Genomic DNA, 18,162 nt, shown 5'->3' with positions numbered 1-18,162 from the left:
CCGCACCGACATAGAGACGCCGAGGTGGCTGACCGATCCGCTCGCGCATCCCGCGCTGGACGCGATGTCGGAGCGCGAACTCGGTGATGTGCCGTTCCGGTTGACGGCGCGCCGGACCGTGCATGAGACCGTTTCACTAAACGCCGGTTTCGGCGGCGCTGCTGAGCGCGCGATCCGGGCACTGGCCAACACAAGGCGGATTGTTTCACCCGCCAGCGCATTTATTGTGCACTGCAATGAACTCGGCCCCATCGACAGCGCTTCGCTGCGCCTTCGCCGGCATGATCGCCATGGCCGTCGCCATGGGCATCGGCCGCTTCGTCTACACGCCGATCCTGCCCGGCATGATGGAGGAACTGCATCTGTCGCCGGCGGATGCCGGCTGGATCGCCTCGGCCAACTATCTCGGCTACCTCGTCGGCGCGTTGGTGGCGGCGGGCAACTGGGCGCATGGACGCGAGCGTTTGCTGATGCTGGGCGCGCTTGCTGCCAGCGCCGTGCTGGCCGCCCTGATGGGGCTGACCGACGCCATGGGCGCCTTTCTCGCCATTCGTTTTCTGGCCGGCCTGGCCAGCGCCTTCGTCATGGTGTTCATGGCCAGCATCGTTTTCAGCTATATCGCGGCGGCCGGGCGCGGCGACCTGCAGGCATGGCATTTCGGCGGCGTCGGCCTCGGCATCGCGATATCGGCGGCGATGATGGCCGTGCTGGTTACCGAGCACGCCGGTTGGGCGCAGGGCTGGCTGTGGTCGGGTGCGATTTCGGCTTGCGGCTTCGTAGCCGTGGCGCTGCTGGCGAACCAGGGTCCGCTCACCAATGGCGAAGCCCGCCGTGAACCGGCGCTGCCGAAAGACCGGCCGCTGATGAAGGTGATCGTCGCCTATGGCCTGTTCGGTTTCGGCTATGTGGTGACGGCGACCTTCCTCGTCGCCATCGTCCGGCAAGGCGGCGGCAGCCGTGTCTTCGAGGCCGTGGTTTGGATGGTTGCCGGCCTTGCCGGTTTCCCTTCGGTCTGGCTGTGGCAGAAGATAGCGGCGCGGATCGGGCTCTATGCCGCCTATGCCTTGGGATGCTTCGTCGAAGTTGTCGGCGTTACCGCGAGCGTCGCCGCCGGCGGGCGTACGGGGCCGCTGCTTGGCGGCGTGCTGCTCGGCGGCACCTTCATTGCCATCACGGCACTTGGCCTGCAGGCCGCACGGCAGCAGGCGCCGAAGTCACCGCGGCGCGTCTTTGCCTTGATGACCGCTTCCTTCGGTCTTGGCCAGATCATCGGCCCGATCGCGGCCGGGCTTCTGGCCCAGGCGTCGGGCGATTTCTTCCTCGCCTCCATCGTCGCCGCCGCCGTCCTGGTCGTCTCCGGCGCCGTCACATGGTCGGCCGCGCCAAAATCGCCATGATTTGTGGTCTTGCTCTGCGCCTTAGATCGGGCAGGCATTTTCTTTCCCCCTAATGTGTGACCTTATGCCCGCCGAACCCACCTGATTTGCGCATAGATCGAGGAATTCGCCACAGTGTTCGTATCCTTCTTCCCGCAGCCGAAGCTCTTCTTCTCTTCGGCCGCCATCTGGAGCCTTGCGGCGATCCTGTTCTGGTTCTTTGGTGGCGAACAGATCGGCGCTTTTTTTGGGTTGCCACCCAATGCTCCTGATGTCGCGAAGATCGTGGGCGTGTCGGTTTTCTGGTCGAAGCCGTTTCTTTGGTTTTATGTGTATTTTTCCTTGGTGGTTATCGTTTTCTACGGATTTTGGGCCTGGTACCGGCCCCACCCGTGGCAGAATTGGTCCATTCTTGGGTCGTCTCTAATTCTTTTTGTGATTTATTATCAGGTTCAGGTAAGCGTCGCTTTCAACGATTGGTATGGCCCGTTCTATGATTTGATCCAAAAGGCGCTCGGTACCCCATTTTCTACGACTCCATGGGATTTCTACTCGCAGCTTCTCACGATTACGTGGATAGCGCTTTTGGCAGTTACGGTGGGGGTCCTCAATAGATTCTTCGTTAGTCATTGGATCTTCCGCTGGCGCACCGCAATGAATGATTACTACATGGCCAATTGGAGCAGGCTGCGCCATATCGAAGGTGCATCGCAACGCGTCCAGGATGACACGATGCGGTTTTCCAACATGATGGAGGGTCTGGGAGTTAGTCTGGTAAGTTCGATCATGACATTGATCGCATTCCTGCCGCTTCTGATGCGATTTTCTGCGGTTGTCACGGAACTCCCTCTTGTGGGTGAGGTGCCGCACTCACTTGTAGTGGTTGCGATACTGTGGTCGATTTTCGGCACTACTTTCCTTTGGCTGGTTGGCATTAAGTTGCCAGGGCTCGAGTTTCGGAATCAGCGTGTCGAGGCCGCTTACCGCAAGGAACTTGTTTATGGTGAGGACGATGCAAATCGTGCACAGCCGCAGACTGTCAGGGAGCTATTCGCTAGCGTTCGAAAGAATTATTTTAGGCTATATTTCAACTATGTATACTTTAACATCGCCAGAATATTTTATCTGCAGATCGACAATATATTTCCGTATATCGTCCTTGTTCCTACGATGGTGGCGGGGAAAATTAAGCTTGGAGCGCTTAATCAAATCCTTAACTCATTTGATCAGGTCCGTTCTTCGTTCCAATACCTCGTCAATTCTTGGAGCGAGATCGTCGTGCTGACGTCCATATATAAACGCTTGCGCGCTTTTGAAGCGACTTTGGATGGCGAGCCGCTTCCCAGCATAGATCGCCGCTTTATTGAACGTCACGCTCAGCAGTCCGACCCTGCTTAACAGAAGAGGGATCAGTGGTTGGCGGTTCAACCGCCAACTGTCGCCTGCTTCTGGCCGCCACCCCGCCGCGAAACATAGTCGCGAAAACTGATGCATTCGACATCTGATTTGACGCAGACCTCGCCGGCAAAGCGTTCCAGCGCGTTCCAGTAGGCGCCGTCATTCATCAGCGTGAAGTGGAAGCCGAGTTCCAGCGGAATGCGCTTGCCCTGATATTGTGCGTCGAAGGCAGCGCGAAACGCCTGATAGGTCCGGTCGGCGAACTCGCCGGCCTCGCTCGGCCGCTCGAAGCCGCCGGAATGCCTGATATAGAGATTGTAGTCCATGGCGATCACCGGCCGCGAGGTCGGCCCTTCCGGGATTTGCGGCAAGGAAAAGCGGGTGATGCCGCCGATGGTCGGCGGCAGGGCAGGGCCCTTTGAAACGCCGCTGGCGTCGAACTGATAGCCGGCCGCCGGCAGTGCCTCGTAGAGCGCCTTGCTTGTCGACAGATACGGCGCCCGGAATCCCACCACCGCATGCCGCGCGAAATCACGCCAGCCCTCGGGTTCGGGCGCGATGCCGTTGATTGCATAGGCATTCTCGAGAATGTGGTCGAAGGAGGCGAACTCTTGCAGCCAGTCGGCCTTGGTCCAGTCCTTGCCGTCGAAATGGCCGCAGGCGTGGCTGGCGATGTCGTGGCCCTCATGGGCGGCGAGGCCGATCTGTTCCAGCCGCTCGGCCACTTCCTGTCTGGAGGCGGCAAAGCCGATGTTGGATTTGCCCGCGCTCTTGCCAGGCGCGGTGTATTGGCCGCGTGTCTCGGGCGACAGCAGGAAGACGCATGACAGGAAATAAGTGAAATGCGCGCCGGTGCGCTGGGCCAGCGCCCTGCTGCGCTTCCACTGCGAGACGTCGCGCGCGCTGTCGAAGGAGATGATGACGACCTGCTTCGGCCTTGCCGGTGCTGGTGGCGCGGGCGGATCGGCCAGGGCCGCGCCGGCGGTGGCGAGCGAGGCAAGCGAGAACGCAACAACGCGGGACAAACAAGGCATCGGCAAATTCATGGGCTCCGGGTGGTCGGCAAGCCGGCTATCGCGCAAATGTGGCGCCGGTGCGATTGGTGTTTTCGTTGGTTTGGCCCGGGAACAGCCGATTTTCCGCTCGAACCCCTTCCATGCCGACAAAATTTCGCTAAAACGCGGGCTCAAGAACCGCCCCGGCCCGGGGCAGGAATGGTTTGATTGATGTCCGACGACAGTTTTATCCGTGAAGTCAATGACGAGATGCGTCGCGAACAGGCGCAGAAGCTGTGGGACCGTTTCGGCCCGGCCTTGCTTGTGGTTGCCGTCCTCGTGGTGCTCGGCACCGCCGCCGTCGTCGGCTATCGCTATTGGGACGAGACGCGCGCCAACCGCTCCGGCGATGCCTTCTCGCAGGCGCTAAAGCTTGCCAATGATGGCAAGAGCGATGACGCGCTGGCCGCGCTCGATCAACTCGAAAAGGATGGCTACGGCGCCTATCCGCTGCTCGCCCGCATGCGCGCCGCGACCGTCAAGGCCAACAAGGGCGACGTCGATGCCGCCGTCAAGGATTTCGACGATGTCGCCGCCGATACCGCCATTCCCCAGGGCCTGCGCGACATGGCGCGGCTGAGGGCGGCGCTCCTGCTCGTCGATCACGGCTCCTTCGCCGATGTGTCGAGCCGCGTCGAGGCGCTCACGTCGGACACCAATCCGTTGCGCCACAGCGCGCGCGAGGCGCTCGGGCTTGCGGCCTGGAAGGAAGGCAAGACTCAGGACGCGCTGAAACTGTTCGACCAGATCGCCTCCGATGACGGCGCCCCGCGCAACGCGCGCGAGCGGGCGACCTTGATGTCCGAACTGATCCGCGGGTCGGGCAGTGCATCGTGACCTTCAAAGTCGCCATCATCGGCAGACCTAACGTCGGCAAATCGACTCTTTTCAATCGGCTGGTGGGAAGGAAGCTGGCGCTTGTCGACGACACGCCGGGCGTCACCCGTGACCGCCGCGTCCATGCCGCCAAGCTTTACGATCTGCATTTCGATGTCATCGACACCGCGGGCTTTGAGGATGCCGGCGCTTCGACCTTGCCGGGCCGCATGCGCGCGCAGACCGAAATCGCCATCCGCGAGGCGGATTTGATCTTCTTCACGGTCGACGCCAAGTCCGGCCTGCTGCCCGATGACAGGACCTTTGCCGAGATCGTGCGCAAATCCGGCAAGCCTGTGGTGCTGGTCGCCAACAAGGCCGAGGCGCGCGGTGCGCAAGGTGGCATGCTGGAAGCATGGGAGCTCGGGCTTGGCGAGCCGATCCCGGTTTCGGCCGAGCACGGCCAGGGCATGCCCGACCTGCGCGACGCCGTGATCGAAGCGCTTGGCGAGGCGCGCGCTTTCGGTGAAGACCAAGACGGCGAAGACGAAGAAGCCGCCGCCGGCGAAGTGCTGATCGGCGAGGACATAGCCGATCCCGATGCCGAGCCGGCCTATGACGACACCAAGCCGATGCGCATTGCCGTCGTCGGACGGCCGAATGCCGGCAAATCGACGCTGATCAACGCCCTGATCGGCGAGGAACGGCTGCTGACCGGACCGGAAGCCGGCATCACCCGCGATTCCATTTCCGTCGACTGGGACTGGCGCGGCCGCCGGATAAAACTGTTCGACACGGCCGGCATGCGCCGCAAGGCCAGGATTCACGAGAAGCTGGAAGTGATGTCGGTGCAGGATGGCTTGCGCGCCATCCGCTTCGCCGAGATCGTCATCATCGTGCTCGACGCCACCATTCCCTTCGAGAAGCAGGATCTGCAGATTGCCGACCTGATCATCCGCGAGGGCCGGGCGCCGGTGATCGCCTTCAACAAATGGGACCTGATCGATAACCCGCAGGAGCTGTTGGCCGAACTGCGCGAGAAGACCGAGCGGCTCTTGCCGCAGGCGCGCGGCATCCAGGCCGTGCCGGTCTCGGCCGAGACCGGACGTGGCCTCGACAAGCTGATGGATGCGGTGCTGAAGACGCACAAGGTCTGGAACAGCCGTGTTTCGACCGGCAAGCTCAACCGCTGGCTCGAAGCCATACTGACGCATCATCCGCCGCCCGCCGTGGCGGGGCGGCGGCTGAAGGTCAAGTACGTCACCCAAGCCAAGACGCGGCCGCCGGGTTTCGTGGTCCAGTGTTCGCGGCCGGATGCGATGCCGCAAAGCTACGTCCGCTATCTCTCGAACAGCCTGCGCGAAGCCTTCGACATGCCGGGCGTGCCGATCCGCATCGCGTTGAGGACGTCCGATAACCCCTTTGCCGGTCGGGCGAAGAAGCGCTGAGGCTCGGGCGGCAACCCTTAAGCGACTTTCAGTAGGTTCTCTTTCGTCTCGGCGCCTTCAGGCAACGCCTCGAACGCCGATCGCAGCAGGATGTCGGCCAGCCGTGCCGCGACGGGATCGAGCTCGGCATCCTTCTGATGCAGGTGCAGCGCCATCTTCGGCAGCGGCGGCAGTCCGAGCACTCCGGGTGCGAGCGCCCTGACATTTGCGGGCAGGCCGATATCGGTGCGGATCGTCAGTCCGAGGCCTGCCGCCACCGCCGCCCATATGCCGCCAAGGCTGGGGCTGGAAAACGCCATGCGCCAGGGCCGCCCTGCACGATCCAGCGTCTCGGTCGCCACGGTGCGCAGCAGGCAAGGCGCCTCGAACACCACCAGTTGCAGTGCCTCGTCAGTGTGGGGGCCTGCCTCGATCGGTTTTGCCGGGCCGATCCAGCGCGCCTGCACGTCGGCGACATGCCGGCTGTATGGCGGCGTCGTGCCATCATGCCAGGCGAGCGCGATGTCGAGATTGCCGGAAAGGACACGCTCGGCCAATTCGTGGCTGCGCCCGATCCGTGCTTCGATCCGAACCTTGGGGTGGGCGCGGGCGAAGCGCCCGAGCACTTCGGGCAACACGGCCTCGCCGAAATCCTCCTGCAGGCCGAGCCGCACCCAGCCCTCCAGTTCGACGTCGCGGATGGCGAAGGCCGCCTCGTCATTGAGCTCGATCAGGCGCCGCGCATAGCCGAGCATCGTCTCGCCGGCTTCGGTCAGGGACAGGCCGCGCCCCGCCTTGCGGAAGATCGGCGTATCGGCTTGCTCCTGCAGTTTCTTCAGCTGTGCACTGACGGCGGAGGTCGAGCGGCCAAGCCGCTCGGCTGCCCTGGCGAAACTTCCCAGCTCCATGCCGGTGACGAAAGTCCTCAGCACGTCGAGATCGAATGTGACGCGTCGCATGGGATCGTCCTTATTTCCGGGATCATCGCTCAAAAACTTCCTGATTTTATGGATGAAGCTATGGCGCTACATCCGCCCCGTCAAGGCCGCTCGACCGGCGTCACGGGAATGGAATCATGTCTGCCACCGTCACTCGCAATGATTGCCAGCCATGCGGGCGAGGCACCGCCACCACCGCGGCTGGCCGGACCTTCGGCCCCAACCACCGCTGGAAGGTCCTGGGCGTCGGGGTTGCCGCGAATGCCGGTTTCTCGGCGACATTCTCGGGCATACCGACAACGGCGGTCGTGCTTCGCCAGAGCTATCATTTGAGCAATGCCGAACTTGGCCTGGCGCTTGGCTTGCTCGGGCTGGGGGTTGCCCTCAGCGAATTGCCATGGGGTCTGCTCACCGACCGCTGGGGGGATCGACGCGTGCTTCTGATCGGGCTTGGCGCGACGGCGGCGTGGCTGCTTGCGATGGCGATGCTTGTCGTGCCGAGAGGGTCAGCCATTCCCGATGTCATGCTGCTGGCGGCAAGCCTGCTCGTCACGGGACTGCTCGGCGGCAGTGTCAACGGCTCGAGCGGCCGCGCCATCATGGCCTGGTTCAGGGAGAATGAGCGCGGTTTTGCCATGAGCATCAGGCAGACGGCGGTGCCGCTTGGCGGCGGCCTCGGTGCGCTCGTCCTGCCGTCGCTTGCCCAGGCTTTCGGCTTCACCGCGGTGTTCGGGCTTCTGGCGGCGGCATCCGCTCTCTCCGCCTTGTTCGCCTGGCGTTGGCTGCACGAACCGCCGGCGGCGGGTGATGGGCACGTCGTTTCATCCGGTGGACCGGCGCCATTGCGCAGCGTCGAGGTCTGGCGCATCTCGACCGCGATCGGTCTGCTCTGCTTTCCACAAGTGGCGGTCCTCACTTTCGCGTCGGTGTTCCTGCACGACTTCGCCGGACTTGGCACAACGGCGACCAGCGGGAGCCTTGCCGCCGTACAGGTCGGCGCCATGGTCATGCGCGTCTGGAGCGGCCGCTATACCGACCGACATGGCAACCGCCGTCAGTTCCTGCGCTTGTGCTGTGCGCTGAGCGCGCTGGCCTTCATGATGCTTTGGCTGCTAGTTCTGGCCATTCCCGCAATGCCTGGCAGCCAATCCTTCCTGATCGCTGTGCTGCCCCTGGTTCTTGTCGCCGCCGGCATCTCGGTCTCCGCCTGGCACGGCGTTGCCTATACCGAGCTTGCCACGCTGGCCGGTGCCGGCCATGTCGGCACGGCACTCAGCCTTGCCAACAGCTTTGTCTTCGTCGGCTTCTTCCTGGTTCCCGTGGCCATTCCAGGGCTGCTGCACCTCTGGTCATGGCCCGGCGTCTGGCTGTCGGCCGCGGCCTGCGCCCTGGTCGCCTGGCCGATCTTCCTGAAACGCGCCTGAGCCTCCCGCCGCAAAATCGCCCGACTTCGAAACCACGACCTTGAGCCGACTGAGAAAACCCGACCGACCCCGTTAACGTCCCATCAAGGTTAATGCATCATTTTGCTCTCCAGTGGGGTCAGTTGCGTTCCTGGAGAGAGTTCCGTGCATCGACGTGTGTTGAAGCGGCTGATGGCCGCCGCCGGTGAGAAACGCAGCCTTGTGTCTCCGTTCATCATCGGTCTCGGCATCTGGATCGGCTTTCCGACCGTCGCCGCCTACCAGGACATGACAAGCCTTGTGTCCGGCCTCGAAGCGCCGACCGCGCGCTGGAACTCCTATGTCGAGAAATCCGTTGCCGGTTCGGTCCATGCGGCCGAGATGCCGTTCGTCGATTCCGACGTCACCGGCTCGATCTCGGGTTCCGGCGTTCGCCTTCCCGGTATCGGCTCCGTCTCGTTCCGTGGCAAGGGGGGCAAGGTCAGCGGGTCGCCCGACGAGGATCGCGTCGTACGCGCCGACAAGAAGGGCCGCATCGTCCAGGTCTCTCCGGTGGCACCGCCGAAGAACTTCAATGCCGGCTCGATCTTCCAGCGGACCTCCTCGCTGACGCGGCCGAGCATGGACAGCGAGCTGAAGATGGCCTTTGCCAAGCCTCGGATCAAAGGCAAGGAAATCCAGATCGCCGCGGCCTTCCATGCGCGTGAGGACAAGAAGCCGGATCCCGGCGTGCCGGCGATGCTTGCGGCCCTGGTCAACAACGACCATCCCGATGTGCTGGCGACCGCCTATGCGCAATCCGCGCCGGACTACGCCAAGGCCTCACCCTTTGAAGCCCTGCTTCAGGACGAGCAGCCCAACAGCGGCCGCTTCATTCCGCCGATGGCCAAGGGCGACCACGCCTGGATCCAGAATCCGCTTCCGGCCAGCGTCTTCTCCAAGCCGGAGCAGAAATGCCTGGCCAACGGCATCTATTTCGAGGCACGAGGCGAAACCGTGCGCGGCCAGGCCGCCGTTGCCCAGGTGATCCTCAACCGGGTCCGCAATCCCGCTTATCCCAATTCGATCTGCGGCGTCGTCTATCAGAACGACAGCTGGTTCAACCGCTGTCAGTTTTCATTCGCTTGCGACGGCAGGAAGAAGCGCATCGACAATCCTGTCGCCTACAAGACCGCGCAGGACATCGGCATGGCCGTCACCGCCGGCAAGATCTTCATTCCGGAGGTCGGGTCGTCGACCCATTACTATGCCAACTATGTCCATCCCGGCTGGGCGCGCACGATGCAGAAGATGACCAAGATCGGCCTGCATATTTTCTACCGGACTTATGGTGGCGGCTGGAGTTGAGCGAGCCGCCGGTCGCCGGACTTTTCAGGAGGTCGGGCGGTCGATCAGCGAGCCATTGCCGGGGGGATTCGCGCGATGCATCCCCATCATCACGGCGGGCACGATGTCGCACCTTGCTAATCGTTTGATTTCATTGTCTAAAATACATGACAATGAACTTCCGCCCGTGGCTTGACGGGCGCAAACCCTCTAACTATGTTGCCGGCGACTTTAGAAGCGGACGGACGGTGACGGTCTGACCGGGCAGGGGGGTTGCGATGGCCAATAAAAACAGGCCAGACGGAACCGGAGAAACCGGCCGCGGCAAGCAGCATGAAACCGACATCCGCGACGACGATCTTGAGCGCCGTCGGCGTGAACTTGAAGCATCGCTTGCGACAAGGATGCCGAGCCGGCTTGAGGGGAAAGACGACGCTAAAGCGAGGGCCGGATATGGTCAGGCGCTCAAGCTGTCCAGCGAATTCATCGCCGGGATAGTGGTGGGTGTGGGCCTTGGCTGGTTTTTGGATCACGTGGCGGGAACATCGCCATGGGGTCTGATCGTCGGTGTTATGCTGGGATTTGGTGCCGCCGTGCTCAATGTCCTGCGTTCGGCAGGTGTCGTGGCGGAATTCGGACAGCGCAAACCGCGCGATCCGAAAGAATGAATTGAGGCGCCGTCACAGGCGCGATGAACAGGACACGAGAGCCGCGTGCGGCTTTGACGGGGATGTAAAGTGGCTGCTGACAAGGTCGATCCGATCCACCAGTTCCATATCATCAAGCTGATTCCGATCAAGATCGGCAGCTATGATCTGTCCTTCACGAATTCGGCATTGTTCATGGTCCTGACCGTGTTGGTCGCGGCAGCTTTCCTCTATCTCACCACGTCGAGCCGCAGCCTTGTTCCCGGTCGGCTGCAGTCGGTCTCCGAAATGGCTTACGAGTTCGTCGGCAACATGTTGCGCGACGCCGCCGGCACGCAGGGCATGAAGTTCTTCCCGCTCGTGTTTTCGCTGTTCATGTTCGTGCTGGTTGCCAATCTGCTCGGCCTGATCCCCTATTTCTTCACCGTCACCAGCCATATCATCGTCACCTTCGGCCTTGCCATTCTGGTAATCGGAACCGTGATCGCCTACGGCTTCATGAAGCATGGTCTGGGCTTCCTCAAGCTGTTCGTGCCGCAAGGCGTACCGATTTACCTGATGCCGCTCGTCGTGGCGATCGAGGTGATTTCCTTCGTTTCGCGCCCGGTCAGCCTCTCGGTTCGTCTGTTCGCCAACATGTTGGCCGGCCACATCACACTGAAGGTGTTCTCGGGCTTTGTCGTCAGCCTAAGCGCTTTCGGCGCCATCGGCATTGCGGGCTCGGTGCTGCCGCTGGCCATGGCGGTTGCGCTGACGGCGCTGGAGCTGCTCGTCGCCTTCCTGCAAGCCTACGTCTTTGCGGTGTTGACCTGCATGTACCTCAACGACGCCCTGCACCCCAGTCACTAAATTTCACCGGCGCATGACGCCAACTACCAACTGCAACGACAACGGAACCACAAGGAGTTTGACATGGAAGTAAATGCAGCAGCTGCAATCGGCGCCGGCATCGCTTGCCTGGGCATGGGTGGCGCGGGCATTGGCCTCGGCAACATCTTCGGCAGCTATCTCTCGGGCGCGCTGCGCAATCCGTCGGCTGCCGATGGCCAGTTCGGCCGTCTGATCTTCGGCTTCGCCGTGACGGAAGCCCTGGGCATCTTCTCGCTCCTGATCGCGCTTCTCCTGGTGTTCAAGTAAGAACTACGGGCTGACGAAGGGGGGCGCATAGTGCGACCTTACCTTATGGACAGGGGAATGAGATGTTTGTGACATCTGCCTTTGCGCAAGAGACCGCGCCCGCCGCGACGGAAGGCGACACGCACTCCGGCACCGGCGTGCCTGCCGAAGCGCACGGCACGTTCCCGCCATTCGATCCGGCGACGTTTCCGTCGCAGCTTCTGTGGCTGGCGATCACTTTCGGGCTTTTCTACCTGTTCCTGAAGCGGGTGGCGATGCCGCGCCTCGGCGGCATCATCGATGTCCGCAACGATCGCATCAGCCAGGATCTCGACCAGGCAGCCAAGTTGAAGAGCGAGGCAGACGCCGCTGTTGCCGCTTACGAGCAGGAACTGGCGGAAGCCAAGAAGAACGCCAACTCGATCGGCCAGCAGGCTGCCGATGCGGCCAAGGCTGAAGCCGACACCGCACGCAAGAAGATCGAGGCAGCGCTTGACGAGAAGCTTGGCGAGGCCGAGGCGCGCATTTCTTCCATCAAGGCCAACGCCATGAAGGAAGTCGGCAGCATCGCCGAGGACACCGCTTCGGCGATCGTCGAGGCACTGGTTGGCGACAAGGCCGGCAAGGCCGAGATCGCGGCCGCGGTCAAATCCGTGGCCCGGTGAGGAGCGCATCATGGACGCTACATCTCTCGCAACGCTCTGGGCCACGATAGCCCTGATCATCTTCCTGGGCGTCGCCATCTATATCAAGGTGCCTGGTATGCTCGCCAAGGCGCTCGACGCGCGCGCCGCCCGGATCAGCAGCGAACTCGACGAGGCACGCAAGTTGCGCGACGAGGCCCAGCAACTGCTCGGCTTGTACAAAAAGAAGCGCAAGGAAGCCGAGCAGGAAGCTGCCGACATTGTCGCGGCCGCCAAGCGCGAAGCTGAAACACTCGCTGCCGACGCGCATAAGAAGACCGAGGACTACGTCGCCCGGCGCACCGCGCTTGCAGAGCAGAAGATCGGCCAGGCTGAGCGCGACGCCATCAGCGAAGTGCGCGCCAGCGCCGTCGACATCGCCGTCGAGGCAGCACGCGCGCTACTTGCCGCCAAGGTTGACGCCAAGGCCGGAGCCGACCTGTTCAAGTCCGCGCTGCAGGATGTGAAGGCCAAGTTGAACTGAGCTGACGGCATCAAGTAGATCAAAAGCCGCCCGGGAAACTTGGCGGCTTTTTTGTTGTGCGCTGTGTCAACGCTGCCAATCTCCCCCACGAAGAGGGAGATCGGCTGTAGTCGGCGCCGCTTTCGCCTTAATCCAGCCCGGCCAAGCTCTCTTCCTCAACCACCTCGACACCACCCAGCCGAAACGGCGCGAAAGAGACGCGGTGCAGCCGCGCCACCGGCCCATGTGCCTCGATCGCCGTGCGATGGCGGACCGTGGCATAGCCCATGTGAACCTCGAAGCCGTAGCGGTCATGGTGGCTGCCGCAGCCGCACATCATGCGGTCGCGCATGACCTTGGCCACGATCGAGGCGGCGGCGATCGACTGCGAGCGCTGGTCGCCCTTGATCAGCGCGCGCCCCTCGCAGGGGAGTCCCGGCGGCACGTCGCGCCCGTCGGCTAGCGCGAGCTTCGGCCGAACCGACAGCCCGGCCAGAGCCCGGCGCATCGCTTCGAGGCTCGCCTTGAGGATGTTGCTGCCGTCTATGCCCTCGGCGCTGATCGAGGCCATGGAGACCGCTTGCGCGGAGCCAAGAATGCGCAGGAACAGCGCTTCGCGCTGCAGGTGGCTAAGCCGCTTGGAATCGTCGAGCCCTTCGGGAATGTTGGCGGGATCGAGAACCACTGCCGCGGCGACCACCGGACCCGCCAGCGGGCCGCGCCCGGCTTCGTCCATCCCCGCGACCGGCCACAACCCATCGGCCATCGCCTTCGTCTCGAAGGAGAAATCTGGTTTCTCGACGATTTCGAAGAGAAGCGGAGAATCAGAACGCGCGCGAGCCATGTTGCGGCGAGGTTCGCATCGGCTCCGATTCTCCGCAAGTCCCTCCGGGTCGGGTGGGGCGCCGGACCGGGAGGGCACCGTCTGCAGGCCGGGGCAGGCCGGACGGGATTCTTTGCCACGGCGGCAATCAACAGCCGTGGGGATTTCAGTTTCAGAGCAGCATCAACTGCTCCTGATCCTTACCCGCGGCGACGAATTGGTCGGTCCGCAGCGTGCGCCGTTCGGCATTGAGGCCGAGCCGCTTGGCGGTGATCTCGAAGCGCCGGCCGATCTGCCATGCATAGGGTCCGGCGCCCTTCATGCGCTTGCCCCATTCCGAATCGTAGTCCTTGCCGTCGCGCATCGAACGGATCAGCGACATGACGTGGCGATAGCGGTCGGGATAGTGGCGCAGCAGCCAGTCTTTGAAGATTGGGCTGACCTCCAGCGGCAGGCGCAGCACCACATAGCCGGCCTCGCGCGCACCGGCATGGTGTGCCGAGTCGAGGATGCGCTCCATCTCTTGGTCGGTCAGACCCGGAACGATTGGCGCCACCATCACCGAAGCCGGGATACCGGCATCTGAAAGCTGCCTGATCGCCTCCAGCCGCTTGGTCGGCGTCGAGGCGCGGGGTTCCATCGTTCTCGCCAGCATGCGGTCGAGCGTCGTCACCGACAACGCCACCTTGGCGAGCCCGCGCTCGGCCATGCGCGACAGGATGTCGATGTCGCGCACCACCAGGGCCGATTTGGTGACGATGCCGACCGGATGGCCGCGCGCCTCCAGCACTTCGAGGATTTCGCGCATGATCCGGTACTGCTTCTCGATCGGCTGGTAGGGATCGGTGTTGGTGCCGATGGCGATGGTACGCGGCTGATAGCCGTCCTTCGACAATTCCTTGTCGAGCAGGCGTGCCGCGTCCGGCTTTGCGAACAGCTTGGATTCGAAATCCAGGCCCGGAGACAGCCCCATGAACGAGTGCGTCGGCCGTGCGAAGCAATAGACGCAACCGTGCTCACAGCCGCGATAGGGATTGATCGACCGGTCGAAGGAGATGTCGGGCGATTCGTTGCGAGTGATGATGGTGCGCGGCTTCTCCACCTGCACCTCGGTCTTGAACGGGGGCAGTTCCTCCAGCGAACTCCAGCCGTCATCGAAGACATGCCGGCTGACAGGTTCGAACCGGCCGGACGGATTGATGCCTGCCGACCGGCCACGGTTGCGGTCCGGACTGACCCGCATGCCACTCTGCTCGATCATCGCGTTGGCCATTTCGGCTCGTCCTGCTCCGAAGGCTGCAATGTCGGCGCGCATGATCGGTTCCATCTTCGCCCGCTCCCAGGGGCTGTCCATGTTGTGTCGAATCGCTCTGCTCATGAAATTATTCCTATTTTGTTGACGAGAACAAAGCAAGAACTTTCTATAGTGCGCTGCAAAAACTGGCGTCGGTCAATGCTTTCCGCTATTCGGCTAATGATGCTCAGTGTTCTCATCGAAACGCATAATGACGAGGAGGGCCTTGCCCGCACGCTGGCGACGCTGATTGGCGGCGCGGTCGAGGGCGTGGTGCGTGAGGTCGTCGTCTGCGACACCGGCTCCACCGACCAGACGCATCGCATCGCCGAGCATGCCGGCTGCCAGTATGTAACGAGCGGTGTCGCCGCCGGCATCCGCCAGGCCAAGGGCGACTGGCTGCTGTTTCTCGAACCGGGTGCGAGGCTGGTAGAGGGCTGGATCGACCCGGTCGTCGCTCATACGGCCAGGCAGGCCATGGCCGCTCGATTCTCCCGGGCGCGGGGCAGCCGTCCGCCTTTCCTGGCCCGGGTCTTCTCCGCAAACCGCGCTCTCGCCGACGGACTGGTGATCAGCAAGCGGCAGGCGGCATCTCTGTCCAGGAACGCTGGCAGCGCCGAGGCGTTGGCGCGCGGCTTGGCGACAAAGAAGCTCGACGCCGAGATCTGGGTGGCGCCACCGAGGCAGCAGCACCGCTCTCCGAGGTGATTTTGCCACTGCTCTGTTTTGTTGTGCATGGCACAACAACTGACGCAGTGTCTGGCAAACGCAGCTTAAGCCGGCACTTTGCCCAGGCTTACGGAGCCGACTTCCCGCGCCGCAAATGTTCGTCCAGGCGTGGCATGATCTCGACGAAGTTGCAGGGCATGTGCCGGTAGTCGAGCTGTGCCTCGATGATGCCGTCCCAGGCGTCCTTGCAGGCGCCGGGCGAGCCCGGCAGCACGAAGACGAAGGTGGCGTTGACGACGCCACCGGTCGCCCGGCTCTGGATCGTCGAGGTGCCGATCTTGTCGTAGGAGATGCGGTGGAACACTTCCGAAAAGCCGTCCATGCGCTTTTCGAAGATCGGCTCCAGCGCCTCGGGCGTCACATCGCGGCCGGTAAACCCGGTTCCGCCGGTGGTGATCACGACGTCGACGGCCTTGTCCCGCGACCACGCCAGAACGGTGTCGCGGATTTTTTCGCGATCGTCGGAGACGATATCGCGGCCGGCCAGGATGTGACCGGCCGCGGTGATGCGATCGGCCAGCGTCTGGCCGGATTTGTCGTCGGCGAGGCTGCGTGTGTCGGAAACCGTCAGCACCGCGATGCGCACTGGAATGAAGGCACGGCTCTCGTCAATCCTGGCCATCTCACTCAGCCTCCGATGCCATGCTGCGCGTTGCCGCGACGAACCAGTCGGGCTGGCGGCTGCGGATCTCGGCAGCCGCGCGCTTGGCGACATTGCCCGTCTCGAACAGACCGAAGCATGTCGCGCCAGATCCGGACATTCGTGAAAAACCCGATCCGGCCTTATCAAGCCACGACAGCGCCCTGCCTATGGCGGGCCGCATCGCAAGGGCCGCCGGTTCGAGATCGTTGCGGGTCACCTCCAGCCAGTTGCGCAGGCTGTGAAACTCGATGCTGCGCGGCAGCGGCGGCAACGGCTCATTGTCGCGGCGGGACAGTGAAGCGAAGATTTCCGCCGACAAGACCGGCGTGCCCGGATTGACCAGCACCAGACCCAGCGCCGAAAAATCCGGCACCATCGACAGCTCCTCGCCGATGCCGCGCGCCACCAGTGGCTTCGCCGCCAGGCACATCGGCACATCGGCGCCGAGTGAAAGGCCGATCCGAGCCAGCTCGGCGCTATCGATATCCAGGCCCCAGCTGTCTGCCAGCCCGCGCAGCACGGCCGCCGCGTCGCTAGACCCTCCGCCCATGCCGGACGCGACCGGAAGGTTCTTTTCGAGCCTGATCGTCACGGGCGGCGTGCTCCGAATACCGGCGGCATGCCGTAGCGCATCGCGTGCCTTCAGCACCAGATTGCCGCCATCGAGCGGAACGTCCGGCGCGTAGCGGCCGGAGACACTGAAATCGTCGGCGTCGGCCGGCGCGATCTCGATCCTGTCGCCAAAGCGCGTGAACACAGCCAGGCTTTCGATGAAATGGTAGCCGTCGGAGCGCCTGCCGGTGACGTGCAAGGCAAGGTTTATCTTGGCGGGTGCTGCCCATGTCCGGACACGCGGACCGGATCCCACAGTCTCGATTGCGAGTGAAATGAGGGTCAGTCCTTGGCCAGCCGGTATTCGCCGGTGTTGGGATCCTTGACCAGCGTTCCCATCGCGCCGTTGGCCGCCTGTTTCTCGGTGCGCCGCACCTTGGCCGTCACGCGCTCGGCCTCCCGGACAAAGGTGCGGTAGCCGAAATAGGCGGCAACGCCGACGACGGCGAAGAAAATGAGCGGCATGTCAAAACTCCTACCACGCTGGGCCGGTAAGGGCGGCCGGTCGGGTCTTTCGGGCAACCATGCTAGACGCTTTCATGGCTTTTTCAAAGCCCGAAGCGCGCCCACAATGCGCGCTCTTCCGCCGCATCGATGACGCCGCTGGCGGCCGCGGCGGCGATATCGGGCGCCGAAAAGCCCTTGCTCGAGCCGAACAGGCCGAAGCGGCCGAACAAACCGCGCGGCGCCGCCACCAGCTTGAGCTGGGTCTTCGGCCCGAAGCGGGTCTTCAGCACCGTGCGTATATCACCAAGCGCATCGACAAGCCCGAGCTCCAGGCCTCGCTTGCCGGTCCAGAACAGCCCGGTGAACAGGTCCGGATCGTCCGCCAGCTTCGTGCCGCGCCGCTCCTTGACCAGATCGATGAAAGTCTCGTGCACTTCGAGCTGCAGCACCTTCAGCCGTTCGACGTCTTCCTTCTTCTCGGGCTTGAACGGATCGAGCACCGCTTTGTTCTGGCCGGCGGTGTGGACACGGCGCTCGATGCCGATCTTCTTCATCAGTTCGGGGAAGCCGAACGAGGCCGACACCACGCCGATCGAACCTACGATGGAGGAGGGATCGGCGAAGATCTCGTCGCCGGCGACCGCGATCATGTAGCCGCCCGAGGCGGCGACATCCTCGACGAAGACAAGAACCTTTTTATTCTTCTCGACCGCAAGATCGCGGATGCGCTTGAAGATCAGCCGCGACTGCACCGGGGAGCCGCCCGGCGAATTGATCGACATCGCCACCGCAGGCGCGTCGAAGGAAAACGCCTTTTCAATCAGTCCGGCGGTGGAGGCAAGCGACAGGCTCGGCCGAAACTGGCCGCCGCCGGCCATGATGGTGCCGTGCAGCCGGATAACCGGAATGGTGACGACGGTGGAGCGCCAGGACTTCGGCAGCAGACGGTTGAAAAGACGTTTCACG

Annotated in this window: 20 protein-coding genes; 12 read left to right on the top strand and 8 right to left on the bottom strand. The window is 63.1% G+C overall.

Translation table 11 applies throughout. The annotated features are described in order from the left end of the window. Positions 1-236 precede the first annotated feature (236 nt). Positions 237-1,397 carry a YbfB/YjiJ family MFS transporter gene (locus C7I87_RS10425; RefSeq protein ID WP_149904107.1) on the top strand — a complete coding sequence of 387 codons (1,161 nt, stop codon included), beginning with the start codon at positions 237-239 and terminating at the stop codon, positions 1,395-1,397. Positions 1,398-1,511: 114 nt separating this feature from the next. Then, positions 1,512-2,774, top strand: a complete 1,263-nt coding sequence (gene sbmA, locus C7I87_RS10420; RefSeq protein WP_149904106.1) for a peptide antibiotic transporter SbmA — start codon at positions 1,512-1,514, stop codon at positions 2,772-2,774. A 26-nt stretch (positions 2,775-2,800) separates the two neighbouring features. Here the strand turns inward: sbmA and C7I87_RS10415 are convergent, their stop codons facing one another. Beyond that, positions 2,801-3,808, bottom strand: a complete 1,008-nt coding sequence (locus C7I87_RS10415; RefSeq protein ID WP_149904105.1) for a polysaccharide deacetylase family protein — start codon at positions 3,806-3,808, stop codon at positions 2,801-2,803. A gap of 192 nt (positions 3,809-4,000) precedes the next feature. Here C7I87_RS10415 and C7I87_RS10410 point away from each other — a divergent pair, with 192 nt between their 5' ends. Then, entirely contained in the window at positions 4,001-4,666 is a 666-nt protein-coding gene (locus tag C7I87_RS10410; RefSeq protein ID WP_149904104.1) for a tetratricopeptide repeat protein, read from the top strand. Then, the gene (der, locus tag C7I87_RS10405; protein ID WP_149904103.1) at positions 4,663-6,093 is read left to right on the top strand and encodes a ribosome biogenesis GTPase Der; all 1,431 of its coding nucleotides are present in this window, start codon (positions 4,663-4,665) and stop codon (positions 6,091-6,093) included. Before C7I87_RS10410 ends, der begins: the two co-directional genes overlap by 4 nt. A 17-nt stretch (positions 6,094-6,110) precedes the next feature. Here the strand turns inward: der and C7I87_RS10400 are convergent, their stop codons facing one another. Then, positions 6,111-7,031 carry a LysR substrate-binding domain-containing protein gene (locus C7I87_RS10400; protein ID WP_149904102.1) on the bottom strand — a complete coding sequence of 307 codons (921 nt, stop codon included), beginning with the start codon at positions 7,029-7,031 and terminating at the stop codon, positions 6,111-6,113. Positions 7,032-7,147: 116 nt separating this feature from the next. Between C7I87_RS10400 and C7I87_RS10395 the strand changes: the two genes are divergently transcribed. From C7I87_RS10395 to C7I87_RS10365, 7 genes are all read left to right on the top strand, one after another. Next, positions 7,148-8,434 carry an MFS transporter gene (locus tag C7I87_RS10395; RefSeq protein WP_149904101.1) on the top strand — a complete coding sequence of 429 codons (1,287 nt, stop codon included), beginning with the start codon at positions 7,148-7,150 and terminating at the stop codon, positions 8,432-8,434. 144 nt (positions 8,435-8,578) lie between these two features. After that, complete coding sequence (locus C7I87_RS10390) at positions 8,579-9,760, top strand: cell wall hydrolase (RefSeq protein WP_149904100.1); 1,182 nt, start codon at positions 8,579-8,581, stop codon at positions 9,758-9,760. Between the two features lie 257 nt (positions 9,761-10,017). Further along, complete coding sequence (locus tag C7I87_RS10385; protein ID WP_149904099.1) at positions 10,018-10,407, top strand: AtpZ/AtpI family protein; 390 nt, start codon at positions 10,018-10,020, stop codon at positions 10,405-10,407. Between the two features lie 69 nt (positions 10,408-10,476). Beyond that, the gene (locus C7I87_RS10380; RefSeq protein WP_149904098.1) at positions 10,477-11,235 is read left to right on the top strand and encodes a F0F1 ATP synthase subunit A; all 759 of its coding nucleotides are present in this window, start codon (positions 10,477-10,479) and stop codon (positions 11,233-11,235) included. A 63-nt stretch (positions 11,236-11,298) separates the two neighbouring features. Further along, entirely contained in the window at positions 11,299-11,523 is a 225-nt protein-coding gene (locus C7I87_RS10375; RefSeq protein ID WP_010914827.1) for a F0F1 ATP synthase subunit C, read from the top strand. Positions 11,524-11,585: 62 nt separating this feature from the next. After that, positions 11,586-12,167 carry a F0F1 ATP synthase subunit B gene (locus C7I87_RS10370; protein WP_149904097.1) on the top strand — a complete coding sequence of 194 codons (582 nt, stop codon included), beginning with the start codon at positions 11,586-11,588 and terminating at the stop codon, positions 12,165-12,167. Between the two features lie 10 nt (positions 12,168-12,177). After that, a complete protein-coding gene (locus tag C7I87_RS10365) occupies positions 12,178-12,669 on the top strand; it encodes a F0F1 ATP synthase subunit B (protein WP_149904096.1) in 492 nt (163 codons plus the stop codon). Positions 12,670-12,796: 127 nt separating this feature from the next. On the opposite strand, the gene C7I87_RS10360 is transcribed toward C7I87_RS10365, so the two are convergent. Next, a complete protein-coding gene (locus tag C7I87_RS10360) occupies positions 12,797-13,492 on the bottom strand; it encodes a ribonuclease HII (protein ID WP_149904095.1) in 696 nt (231 codons plus the stop codon). Between the two features lie 151 nt (positions 13,493-13,643). After that, positions 13,644-14,798 carry a PA0069 family radical SAM protein gene (locus C7I87_RS10355; protein ID WP_149904215.1) on the bottom strand — a complete coding sequence of 385 codons (1,155 nt, stop codon included), beginning with the start codon at positions 14,796-14,798 and terminating at the stop codon, positions 13,644-13,646. Between the two features lie 150 nt (positions 14,799-14,948). On the opposite strand from C7I87_RS10355, the gene C7I87_RS10350 reads away from it, so the two are divergent. Continuing rightward, positions 14,949-15,473 carry a glycosyltransferase gene (locus C7I87_RS10350; RefSeq protein WP_149904214.1) on the top strand — a complete coding sequence of 175 codons (525 nt, stop codon included), beginning with the start codon at positions 14,949-14,951 and terminating at the stop codon, positions 15,471-15,473. 88 nt (positions 15,474-15,561) lie between these two features. On the opposite strand, the gene moaB is transcribed toward C7I87_RS10350, so the two are convergent. From moaB to C7I87_RS10330, 4 genes are all read right to left on the bottom strand, one after another. Beyond that, positions 15,562-16,116 (bottom strand): molybdenum cofactor biosynthesis protein B, encoded by a 555-nt coding sequence (gene moaB / locus C7I87_RS10345; protein ID WP_149904094.1) that lies wholly within the window; start codon positions 16,114-16,116, stop codon positions 15,562-15,564. Between the two features lies 1 nt (position 16,117). Further along, a complete protein-coding gene (locus C7I87_RS10340; protein WP_373424663.1) occupies positions 16,118-17,005 on the bottom strand; it encodes a 4-(cytidine 5'-diphospho)-2-C-methyl-D-erythritol kinase in 888 nt (295 codons plus the stop codon). A 26-nt stretch (positions 17,006-17,031) separates the two neighbouring features. After that, on the bottom strand, positions 17,032-17,214 hold the full coding sequence (locus tag C7I87_RS10335; RefSeq protein WP_149904092.1) for a hypothetical protein: 183 nt from the start codon (positions 17,212-17,214) through the stop codon (positions 17,032-17,034). An 83-nt stretch (positions 17,215-17,297) separates the two neighbouring features. After that, positions 17,298-18,161 carry a S49 family peptidase gene (locus C7I87_RS10330; RefSeq protein ID WP_149904213.1) on the bottom strand — a complete coding sequence of 288 codons (864 nt, stop codon included), beginning with the start codon at positions 18,159-18,161 and terminating at the stop codon, positions 17,298-17,300. Position 18,162 lies beyond the last annotated feature (1 nt).

Origin of the sequence: Mesorhizobium sp. SARCC-RB16n (assembly GCF_008520305.1) — a bacterium.
Classification (GTDB): Bacteria; Pseudomonadota; Alphaproteobacteria; order Rhizobiales; family Rhizobiaceae; genus Mesorhizobium.
This window is presented reverse-complemented; position numbering and strand designations above follow the sequence as displayed.

Bases quoted from the DNA above. Each gene is read 5' to 3' on its own strand.
- C7I87_RS10425 (WP_149904107.1), top strand. From the start codon at position 237: ATGAACTCGGCCCCATCGACAGCGCTTCGCTGCGCCTTCGCCGGCATG.
- C7I87_RS10415 (WP_149904105.1), bottom strand. From the start codon at position 3,808: ATGCCTTGTTTGTCCCGCGTTGTTGCGTTCTCGCTTGCCTCGCTCGCC.
- C7I87_RS10410 (WP_149904104.1), top strand. From the start codon at position 4,001: ATGTCCGACGACAGTTTTATCCGTGAAGTCAATGACGAGATGCGTCGC.
- C7I87_RS10400 (WP_149904102.1), bottom strand. From the start codon at position 7,031: ATGCGACGCGTCACATTCGATCTCGACGTGCTGAGGACTTTCGTCACC.
- C7I87_RS10395 (WP_149904101.1), top strand. From the start codon at position 7,148: ATGTCTGCCACCGTCACTCGCAATGATTGCCAGCCATGCGGGCGAGGC.
- C7I87_RS10385 (WP_149904099.1), top strand. From the start codon at position 10,018: ATGGCCAATAAAAACAGGCCAGACGGAACCGGAGAAACCGGCCGCGGC.
- C7I87_RS10375 (WP_010914827.1), top strand. From the start codon at position 11,299: ATGGAAGTAAATGCAGCAGCTGCAATCGGCGCCGGCATCGCTTGCCTG.
- C7I87_RS10370 (WP_149904097.1), top strand. From the start codon at position 11,586: ATGTTTGTGACATCTGCCTTTGCGCAAGAGACCGCGCCCGCCGCGACG.
- C7I87_RS10365 (WP_149904096.1), top strand. From the start codon at position 12,178: ATGGACGCTACATCTCTCGCAACGCTCTGGGCCACGATAGCCCTGATC.
- C7I87_RS10360 (WP_149904095.1), bottom strand. From the start codon at position 13,492: ATGGCTCGCGCGCGTTCTGATTCTCCGCTTCTCTTCGAAATCGTCGAG.
- C7I87_RS10355 (WP_149904215.1), bottom strand. From the start codon at position 14,798: ATGGAACCGATCATGCGCGCCGACATTGCAGCCTTCGGAGCAGGACGA.
- C7I87_RS10350 (WP_149904214.1), top strand. From the start codon at position 14,949: ATGCTCAGTGTTCTCATCGAAACGCATAATGACGAGGAGGGCCTTGCC.
- moaB (WP_149904094.1), bottom strand. From the start codon at position 16,116: ATGGCCAGGATTGACGAGAGCCGTGCCTTCATTCCAGTGCGCATCGCG.
- C7I87_RS10335 (WP_149904092.1), bottom strand. From the start codon at position 17,214: ATGCCGCTCATTTTCTTCGCCGTCGTCGGCGTTGCCGCCTATTTCGGC.